Genomic DNA, 14,067 nt, shown 5'->3' on the forward strand with positions numbered 1-14,067 from the left:
CTCACACCGGAGGTCACAGACGGGCGGCAGGGGTTCATTCACCTGTATTCGTTTACCGGCGGCGCAGCATCGGCGGAGATGCGGTTCGCACTTCGTGACTTCGAGCGCGACGGTCTTGCGGCCCACGGCGAGCTGCTGCAGAAGGTCTGCGACGCCGTGCAGGCCAGCGAGCCGCGCGCCAGGATCTCCTGTGAAATCACACCGCAGTACCGCAACATGCGCTACTGGCTGGAAAACGATATGCGTCCGGTCGAGCTCGCGCGTCAGGCATGTCAGGAGAGCGGGGTGGAACCGTTCTCATCACCCACGCGCGGTGGCACTGATGGATCCAGGCTGACCGAACTCGGCGTTCCCACACCGAATCTCTTCACGGGGATGCAGGCGTTTCACGGACCGATGGAGTGGGTAAGCGTCCAGGACATGGCCAGAGCGACCGACATGTGCGTGCGGATCGCCGAACTGTGGGCGCTGGGGTAGAGAAAGGGAGGGCCGCCAATCACCACGATCAGATTGTCGGCCGAACCGGCGGCGCGACAGCGAAGCGATTCCAACGGCATTCAGTATCGAGCCGCACGGTAACCGAGCGGTAGGGGGAAGATACCAATGAGTGCATCAGAGTCTGCGGCAAAGCAAGCAGAAGAGCCGCGGCGCGGGTTCACCGAAAAGATGCTTGACGGCATCGAGAAGGCGGGGAACAAGGTTCCTCACCCTGTCATGATATTCGTTTATCTGATCCTGTTCGTCATTGTCCTGTCTGTTATCCTCGACGTCCTGAACGTCGCCGTCACCGAAGAAATCATCGTCCCGGCGGAAACGACGATCTCCGAGGAATACAACATCCTCGGCGGCACGTCCGAATCGATCATTACCACGCCTGAGGGAGAGATTTACCCAGGTGACTTCGTCATCAAGACAGAGCGCGTCGAAGTCAAGAGCCTGCTCTCGATTGACGGCCTGCGATTCCTGCTGACGTCGTTCGTGAACAACTTCGCCAGCTTCAGCGTCGTCGCCGTCATTTTCGTCGCCATGATTGGCATCGGCGTCGCTGAAGAAGCGGGCTTGATGGGAGCTTCAATCCGGAAGCTCGTAGCTGTCGCACCGAAGCAAGCGCTGACGTTTATCATCGTTCTGATCGGCGGTATCTCCAGCGTCGCCACCGACGCAGGCTATCTGATCCTGATCCCGCTTGCTGCGGCGGCATTCCTCAGCGTGAAACGGCATCCGCTCGCCGGCATCGCTGCCGGTTATGCAGGTGTGAGCGCGGCGTTTGCGGTCAACGTCCTCATTACGCCACTCGATGCGATGCTGACCGAAATCACCAACGAGGCGATTCAGATCACCACTCCGGGCGGGTCGATCTCGATCACCGCGAACATCATTTTCTCAATCGTGTTCACGATCCTGATGGCAGTCGTCATCACGTTCGTGACAACGAAGGTGATTGAGCCACGGCTCGGCGTCTACGATCCAGCCGATGCGGGCGAAGACACGAGCGCGGTAGCCGAGATGGACGTTGACCACGCAGTCGAATCGCGCGGGTTGCGCTTCGCGCTCTTCGGTGCGCTGGCCGGCATCGTGTTCTTTGCTGCAATGACTGTCCCACCGGGCGCGCCACTTCGCGATCCCGTTGACGGAGCGATCATTGGCAACACCCCGTTCATGGACAGCCTCGTTTTCATGATCACCGTGCTCTTTCTGCTTGCTGGCCTCGGCTATGGGTACGGCGCACGCACGCTTACAACGAGCAACCAGGTCATTGCAGCGATAACGAAGACCTTCGCCAGCCTGTCTGGCCTGATCTTCATGCTTCTGGTCATCAGCCAGTTCATCGCTTACTTTAACTTCACCCGCATTCCGCAGGTGCTCGCCGGAGCGATGGCTCATCTCCTTGAGAGCGTCGATATCGGCGCATTGCCGCTCCTGATCGCCTTCATCGTCGTGATCATGCTGCTCGACATCATCATCCCGGGGGCGATGCCAAAGTGGGCCATCTTCGCGCCGATCTTCGTGCCGATCTTCACGCGGCTCGGCATTGCGCCACAGACCGTACTGGCTGCCTATCGCATCGGCGACTCGCCGATGAACGTCATTACGCCACTGATGGTCTACTTGCCGTTCATTGTCATTGTCGCCCAGCGTTACCAGAAACAGGCAGGTCTCGGGACAATCATCTCGCTGATGATTCCGTACACGCTCGTCGTCATGGTCTCGTGGATCCTGCTCTTCATCATCTGGTACTTCATCGGTATCCCACTCGGCCCCGGCTATCCGGTGAAGCTGTAGGTGCGGGACGGCAACGAGAGATCGAAAGGACGGATTGGGATGAGACGGAGAATCATCAAACCCGCTATCGTTCTCGCTGCGCTCGTCGCACTGACAACAGTGCTGGCCGCATGTGGGACAACCGGGCAGGCCGCACGATTGCTCGACTCCACATGGGAACTCGACGAGCTGCATGGCCAGGACGCGATCCGCAACGTGCTGGTGTCCATGACGTTCGCAAAGGACGACAAGCTCACGGGCACCGGCGGCTGTAATCGATTCGTTGGATCATGGAAGCATAGCGATTCACGCAACCTGGATCTGACGGCCGGCGGCTCGACGCGCATCGCCTGTGAAGAAGCGATCATGACGCAGGAACAAGCGTTCTTCCAGGCACTTGAGGACACTGCCCGCTATCGACTCGACGAGGACGAGCTGGAGCTCTACAACGCCGACGGCGTCGAGATCGCAGAGTTTGATCGCATCCGACCAACCGAGTTGACCCGAACGCAGTGGCAAGTCGTCGCCTTCAACAACGGCCAGCAGGCAGTCGTCCCCGTGCTCGACGACTCAACGCTGTTGACGATGTTCGACCCCGATGGCACGGTGAGCGGTCAATCCGGTTGCAACACGTTCACTGGCGACTACTCACGTGGCAGTGACAGCTCAATGGAAATCGGCGAGCTCGCCCAAACGCTGATGGCCTGCGACCAGCCGATCATGGATCAGGAAACGCAGTTCCTGGCGGCGCTGAAGCAAGCCGACACTTACGAACTCGGCAAGGGCACACTGGATCTGCGCGCGGAAGACGGCTCATTGCTCGTCATGTTCCGCGAATCAAACTAGCGAGTTACGAACCGGGAGGTTGTGTGCGCGACACGGCGTCCCGGTTCGGGCTCAACAAGGAGGCATGTTGATGCCATTCGGACCTATCGAGCTGCTGGTGGTGAAATTCCCCGGCAACCAGTTCACCGGTGAGATCATCCCCGCGATGCAGGAGCTGACCGATCACGACATCATCCGCATCGTCGACATCCTGTTCGTGACGAAGGACGCCAACGGTGCCGTGACCGAGCAGGAGCTGAGCGATCTCGTCGACGATCTGTACGCAGCCTACGACCCGGTCGTCGATGATGTGAACGGTTTGCTCACCCACGAGGACGCCGAACAGTTGACCGCGTCCATGGACAACAATTCGTCAGCCGGCATCATGCTCTTTGAGAACGTCTGGGCCAAGCGCTTCGCCGACGCCGTCGCGAACGCGAACGGCGAGGTAATACTGAACGAACGCATCCCCCGGTCCGTGATCGAAGAGCTTGTCGCCTCCTACGACGAATCAGAGGCCTGACACGACCGTACATATCTCAAGAGAGGACAAGTCAGCACATGATCAGAAGACGACCAGCCGCACGCTCCGGCCCGAGCCTCGTCGGCACGATGGCGCGCACTGCTGTCATCGCCGGAACGGCGACTGCCGTTTCCGGCAACGTCGCCGCACGCGGCGCACAACGAGCGCAGGCGCAGCAACAGCAGAACGCCGCGCAGCAGGCGGCGATCAACACCCAGGTTGAGGTTGAGCAGATGCGCCAGCAGATCGACTCGTTACAGGCGCAACAGGTGCAAGCAGCAGCAGAACCCGCAGCTGCGCCAGCGGCAGGCGGTGCGGACATGATCGCGCAATTGCAACAGCTCGGTGAATTGCGAACTGCCGGGATTCTCAACGACGCAGAGTTTGAAGCCGCAAAGGCACGAATCCTGGCGGGCTAACAACGCACACGCAGCCTCGGCTGCTCAATCTGTCGAAAGGGGAACGTGCATGGGGGATATCATCATCGGCCTGGCACTCATCACAATCGGGCTGGTTGGTTGCCTGTTGGGTCTGCGCGTCTTCTTCGTGGCGTTGCCGATCATCGGCTTCGTTGCCGGCTTCTTCGTTGGTGCCGCGGGCATCGCCGCAATTGCGGGTGATAGCTTCCTGGCCAACACAACCGGCGTTATCGTCGGATTCATCGTCGGCCTCGTGTTCGCTGCCGTGTCGTACTTCTTCTGGTACTTCGGCGCGCTGCTTTCGGCGGCTGCCTCTGGCGCGCTTCTCGGCTCGGCGCTCATGGAGATCATCGGCGTCAGCTCGGGCGTTGCCGTATTCCTCGTCGCGGCGGCTGTTGCCCTCGTATTCTTCATCGGCGCGATGGTGCTGGCGCTGCCGATCTACGTCGTCATCATCAACACAGCGTTCGCCGGTGCCGCGGGCATCGTCACTGGCCTGCTGCTGCTGTTCAACCAGATCGATCGCATTGACCTGAACTATGGTCTGGCCTGGGCAACGGTCGAAGAATCCTGGTTCTGGATGATTGCCTGGATCGTGCTTACCGTCATCGGCATTCTCTATCAAATGCAGTCAATCGCGTCAGTCAAACTGCCGGAAGACCGCTGGACGCAAGCCCAGCAACCTGCCTGACGCCATTTGCACTGAGCTCCTCATGGTCCAATTCGTGAGGACGTGACGAAACGTACGCACCCGCGCCCGACATTGTCAGTTCCCGGTCGGGCGCGGGAAGCATGGAGATGTATGAGCTGGCCGTTCACTCAAGGCAGATACCATCCGCGAATGACAATGCACAAAGCGCAATCAATGCTGAATTGAGAGACAGAGAGTTGTCATAATCTGGCGACGCGATTCAGACAAGGATGAGGTGTCATGGCTGACCAGCAACGCCCACCAAACAACGGCTCCGGCGACGACGAGCTGGAGCAGGTAGCCGAGCAAATCGAGCGCAACGCGACCAGTGAAATCCCGGCGGCAGACCAGCCCACGACGGCGCTTCCGCAGGTATCACCGGCCGCCGATCCGCCCGCATATGAGGAACTGCCACCGGCCGAAGCGATGGCCCCACCAGCAGGGGGAGGGGAGCCGCCGTACGAGCCGCCCCCCGGTGGTCAGCCGCCCATCCCGCCGGGCGGCGGCGGCATCGACCGCTGGATTCTCGGCGGGATCATTGGCCTCGCCGTCATCGTCCTGATGGGTGCGATCTACCTGTTCGCGCTGAAAGATGATGACGATACCGCCGCCGAAGCGACCGCAACCATCGAAGCACCAACGGCGACGCTGGAGGCGACTGTCGAGCCGACGGCAACCGAGCCGGAAGCAACCGCGACCGAAGAGCCAACGAATACGCCTGAACCAACGGCGACGGACGAGCCTGAGCCGACGGCGACACTTGAGCCAACGGCAACTCCCGAAGAGCCGACGGCAACTCCAACGGTCGAGCCGACGGCGACCCCGACCGAGCCAGCTCCCGAGCCAACCAAGACGCCGGTGCCAGACACGCCAACGCCAACGCCTGAACCTGAGCCAACAGCGACGGACGTGCCGAGCGCGCCAACACCAGAAGCTGGCGTTGAGGTCTACCGGGCCAATTGGTCAGATGGCGATGGCGGCTGGACACTCGCTGAAGGCTGGGATGTCGAGAATGGCAACCTGGTCGCCAACGGCGCTGAATCCGGCGCTGTGCTTGCTGCGTTCCAGCCAACCGGCGAGAACTACGCAGTTGAGGCGCAAATGGCAATCATCGGCAGCAACGACTGCAGCGAGATCGTCGGGCTAATCGTCCGGGCTGCCCTGCCACAAGACGCGGAAGCGTCTGCCGCCTCCGGCATCGTCGGCGGCGCGTGCGCGCACGAGTGGCAGATTGCCCGTGTGAACAACGGCAATCGCGACACGCTGGCCAATGGATACCGACCGCTCAACGACCAGATGCATACGTATCGGCTGGAAGTCGACGACGACGATGTGCTGCTGTTCATCGACGGCAAGTTCATCACCGAGCTCGATGACGTAGCGATGGCGGCGCAGGGCCGCACCGGCATCTACCTGAACGGCCAGGTCCGCGCAGTCGTCCAGAGCTTCGTCGTCTATTCGCTCGACAATTGATCCAAGACCGTCCGGCGAACTGATTCAATCAGTGGTGGGCGCTGCATGATGCCGCGCCCACTACTACAGATGCGGAGAAAGGCGATGCAGCAGTGACGGCAACCACCGCTGATGATGAGCCGGTTCCGCCGCCAGACGAACCCCAACCATCGAACTTCAACGACCTGTTTGGCCGCATCCGACGCCCATCAAACGGCGGCGGCGCGGCGGCTGCCTCACGCCGAATCTATGAGTTCGACACCGATCGGCGCGGCGCTCTGGAGCGCTACGCCGTCCTGCTCGTCATCGCAACCTTGCTCGCTACATTCGGACTCTACAAGGACGCTGCCACCATCATCCTGGCCGCCATGCTCATCGAGCAGGTTGTCGTCCCCATTCTCGCGTTTTCGTTTGCACTGGTCACCGGCGATCCACGTCGGCAGATCAACGCCGCGATCGTCATCGCCGCCTCGGCCGGCGCAACCATCGGCATCTCCTGGCTCGTCACTCGCGCACTGCTCTCCGACCGCATCGCCGTGTCGAGCCAAATCATCGCCAACAGCTCGCCGAATCTAACCGACCTCGTCGTTGCGCTGGTCGCTGGTGCCGCCGGTGCTTACACCATTCTCAATCGCAACCGACTCACCGCACTGCCGGGAGTTGCCGTCGGTCTCTCACTCGTACCACCGCTATGCGCTGCCGGACTGTTGCTCGGCCGCGGCAATACAGCATTGGCCGGTGGAGCACTCCTGATGTACCTGACCAACCTGGCAGCAATTGTGCTCTCGGCAGCATTGGTTTTCGTGCTTTACGGCTTCTTGCCACGCGGCAGACTGCCGCGCCAGATCAAGATCGGCTTCGCGATGGCAGCTGTCTCCGTCGCGTTGGTCGCCTATCCTCTCTGGACCGTCACCGCCGCGATCGTCTCAAATGCGCGCGACGAATCGGTTGTTCTTGACATCACCCGTCAATGGGTCGCGCCGACCGTCTTTGAAGTCGAGTCCGTATCACTGGACGGAGAAGATGTGGAAATTGTGCTGAGCGGCCCGACCGCACCGGCGACCGTCGACAACCTCGCGCAGCAGATCTCGTACGAGCTTGGTCGCCAGATTGATCTGCATGTCGAGGTCTATCAACGCTTCACTGTCAGAGCGACAGGCGGGGACTGATGCACGGCGGCACAGCGCGGCTTGAAGGCACACACATGTGATGGGGGAGCTACAGGCGGCGGAGGCTATGCACCCGCGCCCTCAGCACATGTCTCCAGCACTGAGGGCGCAGCGCATCGACAGTTGACTCACTGATTCTCGAAGTACTGTCGGTTCAGACCAAGGAAGCTTGCCCACTGCTCGGGCAGGTCATCCTCAAAGAATATGGCTTCGACGGGGCAGACCTCGGCGCAGACGCCGCAGTCAATGCACTCGTCAGGGTTAATGAAATACTGCTCCGAATCGTCGTCGGAGTGGATGCAGTCCACCGGGCATACCTCAACACAGGAGGCATCCTTCACCCCGATGCACGGCTCGGCGATCACGTACGTCATCGTACGGTACCTTTCATGGCTTGGTCCACTATATGAACGGGCATTCTGGCTTTCCAGCTTGCCATATCATGCGCACGTTGGCCGCAGTATAGCACGCGATATCGCGCGTCCTGCCGCGATTCTGTGCGATCAGCCGCCAAAACGGATGCGATCACTCGCTGCCCAGACCTCGCCAAGAACGGGCCATGCCTCGTCATCCGACATGCGCCGTGGCTTGTGATAATCCTCGATCAGGATCGGCACGAGGTCGAGTGCCAGCAGCGTGTCACCACGCATCCAGACATCGGCCATCATGCCCTGCTTCGTCTCTATCGACCACTCCTGGTCGAAGACGAAATTGCCCAGCGAATACACGATCGACTTGCCCTTGTACGTCTCTACCGCCTGGACCCAGTGCGGGTGCGAGCCCATCACCATTGCCGCGCCCGTGTCGATCGCGACCTGCGCGAAGTAGCGCTGCTCTTCGGTCGGGTCGTAGACGTACTCGATGCCCCAGTGGAAGAAGGGGATGACGATGTGTCCCGCCGCCAACTCGCGCCGGATATCCTCAACAACCAGCCAATCGAGCAGCGGATTGGTGCCCGGACTGTCTGCCTCTGCACCATCCCACTCGTCGCTGATCCCGTTGTAGCCAAGGAACGCGTAGGTCACCCCGCCGACCTCGACGACGGATGCCTGCCGCGCTTCCTCGATATTGCGACCAATGCCGAAGTGTTTGATCCCCGCTGCATCCAGCAACGCAGTCGTGTCTTCCATTGCGACCGGACCGAAGTTAAACGCATGGTTGTTCGCGCGACTGAGTACGTCGATCTGCGCCAACTCCAGCCCCGCCATTGCCGGCGGGTCGGTCTTGAAATCGAATGTCTTCGGATCAACTGGCGTCTCGTATGCGTCTGAGATTGCGCATTCGAGGTTGGAAATCGTCACGTCTGCCCAGGTCAGCTCGTCAGCAATCGACCGAAAAGGAGCGGCCCAATCACCATACTCAAGCATCTTAGCGTGCACGCGGCGACCCAGAATGATGTCACCCGCCCAGGTCATCGAGACCGGCGCAAGTTCCTCCGCCGGCGTAATTGCTGCTGTGACCCGCTCCGCCAGAGCCGAACGCTGGCTGGCTTCGACATCGACAACCATCGTGACCTGCAGCGGCCAGGTCGCGTCGCCCGGACGAAACCAGGTAACGCCGTCGAGGCGCAGCGTCCGGAAGCGGAAGTCGATGAGGTGCGCCGGAATGATTGCCAGAGCGCCCGGTTGGTCTTCGAGATAGGTCGCCAGGTCATCTCGATTCGGCACCTGCTGGTCGGCGAATCCTGCGTCAAAAGGCCCGGCGGATTCGTTTACTGCGACGCGCACGACTGGTTGGCTCACCGGCGACCCAAGCGCGCTCCAGTCGCCAATCTCGCCGGTCCAGAGCTGACGGAGCTGATCGCTGGATATCGCGCGAATGATGAGTCGCCGAGAAACGACAGCCACGTAGTCAGTCGTGAACGTCGGCAGGTCCCGATCACCATCGACAGCCATCCGAATCGTCAGATCGGGAGCGCCATCATCCTCGATCGCGCGAAGCTGCTCAACCAGCCGGTCACGCATCCAGTTCGCGTGGGTTAGCAATGGAGCGGGAACACCCTGAATTCGAAGGTGGAGCGGCTGGCTGGAATCGGGCGTCGGGCTCTCGGTCGATGTACCATCGCCGCTTGCGACAGGAGATGCGTCTGATGTCGAAGTCCTGCTTCCACTTCCTTGACTCGGACGACGCTCGTGGACACGCCCGGGGCTTATTTCAGCGTCGGTATGTTCTTCGGGCCCACTGCAAGCCGCGACCAACCATGCCCCAAGTGCCGATGTGAGGCGCAAGAAGGATCGCCGAGTGAGCATTCGCGATTGCATTGGAAGCAACTCCACCCCACACAACACTGCGCTGCACCCGCAAGAGACGCCGGTCGCGCGCGGTTATCAATCCGATTTTGCATTCTATCGGACGTTCTCATTGCGCCCGTCAACAGAAGAGTGTATCCATTCCCCAGCCATCGGCGATGAAGCCGACCAGCGCGCAGGAGAGGAGACCCCACGGTGACTACAATCGTCGTACCCCTCGACGGTTCCGATCAAGCGGAACAAGCACTGCCTTGGGCGGCTGAGCTCAGCCGCCGGATTGGCGGCAGCTTGCTCCTCGTGTCGATCGTTGAGATCCCGGTCGAATTCGGAGCATGGAGCGCAACAGGCGCGCTCGCCGTCGGTCAGATGATGGATAGCTGGATTGATGATCGGACTGCGTATCTCAAGGAGATCGGCGGGAAGCTCGACGGGGTGAACGTTGAAACTGTCTGCCGGGTCGGTAGTCCGACAAGCGAGGTCCTGAGCGCGATCGCCAGCGTCAACGATCCGCTGGTAGTCATGACAAGCCACGGTCGCGCCGGCGCAGGTCGCCTCGTGCTCGGCAGCGTCGCCAACCGCATCGTGCGTGACGCGCAGTGCCCGGTGCTGGTCATTCGCGCCAGCAGCGATGCCGCCACCGCCAGTCCGGCGTTTGAGCGCGTGCTAGTGCCGCTGGACGGCTCCGAGTTCGCTGAGGATGCACTGAACCGCGGTGTCGAGGCTATTGCACCTTCCGGCCAGGCGTTGGCGTTGCATCTGGTTCGGGTCGTCGAGAGCCCGGTCATCAGCATGCCAGGCCCCGATGTCGCGCTTGATTACGGACTGGTTGCCGAGTACATCGACGCTATCAAGGATGAAGCCGTCCAGTACCTTGAGACGCTGACCAAGTCGCTCAGCGCCAAGGGAATTGCTGTGACCTCCGAAGTGCTGGAGGGCAGCGTCGCAGATGCGATTCTCGATAGCGCCAAGCGCAACTCGTCTGACATCATCGTGATGTCAACGCACGGTCGCGGTGGCATCTCGCGCCTGTTCTTCGGTTCAGTCGCCGAAAAGGTGCTGCACTCGTCGCCGCTGCCGCTGCTCCTCCTGCGTCCACAGCAGTAGCGGCAATCTCCACGGCAACGCAAACGCGCCGACCAAATATGGTCGGCGCGTTTGCCGTGTTATTGGGTGCTAGACGCGCAGGTAGCCGTCGGCGAGCAGCATCTCGGCATTCAGCAGCGATGCACCGGCTGCGCCACGGATTGTGTTGTGGCCGAGCACGACGAACTTGATGTCGAACAACGAGCACTCGCGCACGCGACCGACGACCGACGCCATGCCACCGGCGACGTCGCGGTCGAGCGCCGGCTGCGGGCGATCGGGCTGCTCGCGGACGATGATCGGCTCAGGCGGCGCAGAGTGCAACCCCAACTCCTGCGGTCGGCCGCGGAACGCGCGGAACACCTCCACGACCTCATCAGGCGATGCCGACTTGCCGAGCTTCAGGCTCACCGTTTCAAGGTGTCCGTGGCGCACCGGAACGCGCGTGCACTGCGCGCTCATCCGCACGTCGGCGTACTGGAACTCGCTGCCATCGAAGCCGCCGAGCAACTTCAGCGTCTCCGACTCCATCTTCTCTTCTTCGCCGCCGATGTAGGGGACGACGTTGTCGATGAGATCCAGCGACGGGACACCCGGGTATCCGGCACCCGATGTCGCCTGCAGCGTCGTGACCATCGCCTGCTCGATGCCGAACGCATCCCAGATCGGCTTCAGCGCCAGGACGAGGTGGATCGTGGAGCAGTTCGGGTTGGTCACAATGCAGCCTCGATCCCAGCCGCGACGCTTGCGCTGCGCCTCGATCACTCTGGCGTGGTCGGAGTTGACTTCCGGGATGATGAGTGGCACGTCCGGATCCATGCGGTTGTCGCGGGCGTTCGAGAAGACCGCCTTGCCCTCAGCAGCGAGGCGCGACTCGACCTCACGAGCCGTGCCGCCCGGCAGCGACGCGAAGACGATCGGGCTGTTGACAGGCTCCTCGTGGTGCTTGACCACCATGTTGGCCGCTTCCTCCGGCGGCGCGGCCGAGATGCGCCAATCCACGGCGTCGCCATAGCGCTTTCCGGCGCTCTGCTTGCCAAACAGCTCGGCAAGCCTGAACTGCGGGTGCCCAGCCAGCAGCTCAATGTAGCGCTGTCCGACGCTGCCTGTCGCACCGAGTACCGCGACGTCAATCCGGTCTGCCATGGTCTCAACCCCTCCTTCGCTCCGCACCGGAGCCTTCCGAAACCTGAACAACAAAAAACAGGAGCAAATGCTCCTGCCGCTCAAGGGTCATTGCGCTGTTGGAAGCCGTCAGCCGGTTCCCCCGCGCAACGCCGTTGCGGCGCGCGCGGTAATAGTCTCCTCGATAATGGTGTTGATGAGCGCCGAGCAATACACGGGCTGATCCTCCATTGCCACAGACAACGCCGGTTCGGTAGGCTGCAATCGCGAACCTGCGCAACTGGACGATAACAGTCGCGATGTCGCGCGTCAAGGTTACGGCCAGAACTGTCGTTATTAGAGGAGGAGCCATCGTGTCGGAGCATTCGTCGGTTGTCGGAGTAGCCATCCTGGGGCTTGGGACGATCGGCAGCGCCGTCGCCGATACGATAGCGAACGACGCCCAGTCGCTGACTGAGACAGGCGGCATCGAGCTGCGGCTGGTCGGAGCATTCGACCGCGGGCCGCACAAGGCCGAGCGCGCCAGCATTGACCCGTCGCTGGTAACAACCGATGCACAGGCGTTGATTGACGATCCGGCTGTCAATGTCGTCGTTGAGGTCCTCGGGCGCGAGCAGCCGGCCGCCGACCTGATGGTCCGCGCGTTGGCAACCGGCCGGCACGTCGTGACAGCCAACAAGGAAGCGGTGTCGAAGCAACTGCCGGCCATCCTCTCTGCTGCGCGCGACGGCGACGCTGGATTCCTGTGCGAAGCGTGTGTCGGTGGCGGCATCCCGCTCTTCGCGGCGCTGCGGCAGGTCATGGCCAGCAACAGCGTTGAGCGCGTTCGCGGCATCATCAACGGAACGACGAACTTCATCCTCTCCGCCATGGATGCCGATGGTGCGGACTACGCGGACGTGCTGGCCGAAGCGCAGCGACTCGGTTATGCCGAGGCCGATCCGACCGGCGATGTCGAGGGCTTTGACGCCGCCTACAAGCTGGCGATCCTCGCCTCGCTGATGCTCGGTCGTCACGTTCACCCCGATGAGATCGACCGCACCGGCATCTCCGGCGTCACCGCTGCCGACATCGCCGATGCGAAGTCACGCGGCGGGACGATCCGCCTGATCGCCAGCGCCGAGCGCCGCGGCGATGACGCCGATCTGCGCGTCGCTCCGGTCTTCGTCCCCGGCGACGATCTGTTTTCGCGGGTCGTGCGCAACTACAACGCCGTCGAGATCGTCGGCAACCGCGTCGGCCCGGTCCTCCTCCACGGCCAGGGCGCCGGCCCCTCCCCAACCTCCAGCGCCATCCTCTCCGACATCATCGAAGTCGCGAAGATCGGCAGCCAGGCAACGCCGAAGGTGGGGTAGAGCAGTGGCCCTCATCCCCAGCCCCTCTCCCAATGCTGGGAGAGGGGAGCAAGAATGTGTGTGACACCCCATCTCCCAAGCTTGGGAGACGGGAACTACTAACGGCAGCCAACCCGCTTTATCTATGACACCCCCTCTCCCAACGTTGGGAGAGGGCGGGGGCCCTCTGGGCGGCGGGGTGAGGGCCGCTCTTCCCTACACCGCCACCGTCGTCTTCGCGACAGCCTTGTTGAGCGCGTAGTCGAGGTCGCTGATAATGTCCTCAATGTCTTCGGTGCCGATTGAGAGCCGCAGGAGGTCGGGGGTCACGCCGGCCGAGGCCTGCTGCTCGTCATTAAGCTGCTCGTGTGTGGTCGAGGCCGGGTGGATGATGAGCGAACGCGTGTCGCCGAGGTTGGCGAGATGCGACAGCAGCTTCACCGATGACACTGCCTGGACGCCCGCGTCGTAGCCACCCTTGAGGCCGAAGGTGAACACCGCGCCTGCACCCTTCGGGCAATATTTCTGCTGCAGCGCGTGGTACTTGTCGTCGGGCAGCCCGGCGTAGTTAACCCACGACACGTTGGGATGGGTCTTCAGCCACTGGGCGACCTTCAGGGCGTTGTCGCAATGGCGCTGCATGCGAAGGCTGAGCGTCTCCATGCCGGTGAGGATGAGGAAGGCGTTCATCGGCGCAATGGCGGGGCCGAGATCGCGCAAACCGAGAACGCGGGCAGCGATGGCAAAGGCAATGTTGCCGAACGTCTCGTGCAATTTGAGCCCATGGTACGATTCATTGGGTTCCGACAGCAGCGGATAGCGGCCCGACGCCGTCCAGTCGAAATTGCCTGCATCGACGATGACGCCGCCCATGGAATTGCCGTGGCCGCCGATGAACTTGGTCGCCGAGTGGACGACGATGTCGGCGCCGTGCT

At 61.8% G+C, this 14,067-nt stretch carries 14 protein-coding genes; 10 read left to right on the forward strand and 4 right to left on the reverse strand.

Annotated elements, in window-relative coordinates; genetic code table 11:
• From M9890_13060 to M9890_13095, 8 genes are all read left to right on the forward strand, one after another.
• The coding region (locus M9890_13060; protein MCO5177879.1) for a M20/M25/M40 family metallo-hydrolase at positions 1 to 477 on the forward strand (477 nt) is incomplete at its 5' end.
• A gap of 126 nt (positions 478 to 603) precedes the next feature.
• Positions 604 to 2,283 carry an AbgT family transporter gene (locus tag M9890_13065; protein ID MCO5177880.1) on the forward strand — a complete coding sequence of 560 codons (1,680 nt, stop codon included), beginning with the start codon at positions 604 to 606 and terminating at the stop codon, positions 2,281 to 2,283.
• A 39-nt stretch (positions 2,284 to 2,322) separates the two neighbouring features.
• Positions 2,323 to 3,108, forward strand: coding sequence for an META domain-containing protein (locus M9890_13070; GenBank protein ID MCO5177881.1), 786 nt, complete (start codon positions 2,323 to 2,325; stop codon positions 3,106 to 3,108).
• A 70-nt stretch (positions 3,109 to 3,178) separates the two neighbouring features.
• On the forward strand, positions 3,179 to 3,610 hold the full coding sequence (locus M9890_13075) for a DUF6325 family protein (protein ID MCO5177882.1): 432 nt from the start codon (positions 3,179 to 3,181) through the stop codon (positions 3,608 to 3,610).
• 38 nt (positions 3,611 to 3,648) lie between these two features.
• Positions 3,649 to 4,029 carry an SHOCT domain-containing protein gene (locus M9890_13080; GenBank protein MCO5177883.1) on the forward strand — a complete coding sequence of 127 codons (381 nt, stop codon included), beginning with the start codon at positions 3,649 to 3,651 and terminating at the stop codon, positions 4,027 to 4,029.
• 49 nt (positions 4,030 to 4,078) lie between these two features.
• Positions 4,079 to 4,720 carry a TMEM198/TM7SF3 family protein gene (locus M9890_13085; protein MCO5177884.1) on the forward strand — a complete coding sequence of 214 codons (642 nt, stop codon included), beginning with the start codon at positions 4,079 to 4,081 and terminating at the stop codon, positions 4,718 to 4,720.
• 240 nt (positions 4,721 to 4,960) lie between these two features.
• Entirely contained in the window at positions 4,961 to 6,193 is a 1,233-nt protein-coding gene (locus M9890_13090; GenBank protein ID MCO5177885.1) for a hypothetical protein, read from the forward strand.
• 92 nt (positions 6,194 to 6,285) lie between these two features.
• The gene (locus tag M9890_13095; protein ID MCO5177886.1) at positions 6,286 to 7,341 is read left to right on the forward strand and encodes a DUF389 domain-containing protein; all 1,056 of its coding nucleotides are present in this window, start codon (positions 6,286 to 6,288) and stop codon (positions 7,339 to 7,341) included.
• Between the two features lie 128 nt (positions 7,342 to 7,469).
• Here the strand turns inward: M9890_13095 and M9890_13100 are convergent, their stop codons facing one another.
• Both M9890_13100 and M9890_13105 read right to left on the reverse strand, forming a co-directional pair.
• On the reverse strand, positions 7,470 to 7,715 hold the full coding sequence (locus tag M9890_13100; GenBank protein MCO5177887.1) for a ferredoxin family protein: 246 nt from the start codon (positions 7,713 to 7,715) through the stop codon (positions 7,470 to 7,472).
• A 129-nt stretch (positions 7,716 to 7,844) separates the two neighbouring features.
• The gene (locus M9890_13105; GenBank protein MCO5177888.1) at positions 7,845 to 9,326 is read right to left on the reverse strand and encodes a CapA family protein; all 1,482 of its coding nucleotides are present in this window, start codon (positions 9,324 to 9,326) and stop codon (positions 7,845 to 7,847) included.
• A 459-nt stretch (positions 9,327 to 9,785) separates the two neighbouring features.
• Between M9890_13105 and M9890_13110 the strand changes: the two genes are divergently transcribed.
• Entirely contained in the window at positions 9,786 to 10,694 is a 909-nt protein-coding gene (locus tag M9890_13110; GenBank protein MCO5177889.1) for a universal stress protein, read from the forward strand.
• Positions 10,695 to 10,763: 69 nt separating this feature from the next.
• Here the strand turns inward: M9890_13110 and asd are convergent, their stop codons facing one another.
• Positions 10,764 to 11,819 carry an aspartate-semialdehyde dehydrogenase gene (gene asd, locus M9890_13115; GenBank protein MCO5177890.1) on the reverse strand — a complete coding sequence of 352 codons (1,056 nt, stop codon included), beginning with the start codon at positions 11,817 to 11,819 and terminating at the stop codon, positions 10,764 to 10,766.
• A gap of 332 nt (positions 11,820 to 12,151) precedes the next feature.
• On the opposite strand from asd, the gene M9890_13120 reads away from it, so the two are divergent.
• Positions 12,152 to 13,153, forward strand: a complete 1,002-nt coding sequence (locus M9890_13120; protein ID MCO5177891.1) for a homoserine dehydrogenase — start codon at positions 12,152 to 12,154, stop codon at positions 13,151 to 13,153.
• A 195-nt stretch (positions 13,154 to 13,348) separates the two neighbouring features.
• Here M9890_13120 and M9890_13125 read toward each other — a convergent pair.
• Positions 13,349 to 14,067 (reverse strand): PLP-dependent transferase (locus tag M9890_13125; protein ID MCO5177892.1); only part of this gene is annotated, 719 nt, incomplete at its 5' end.

It is taken from the genome of Thermomicrobiales bacterium, from assembly GCA_023954495.1.
GTDB lineage: Bacteria > Chloroflexota > Chloroflexia > Thermomicrobiales > CFX8 > JAMLIA01.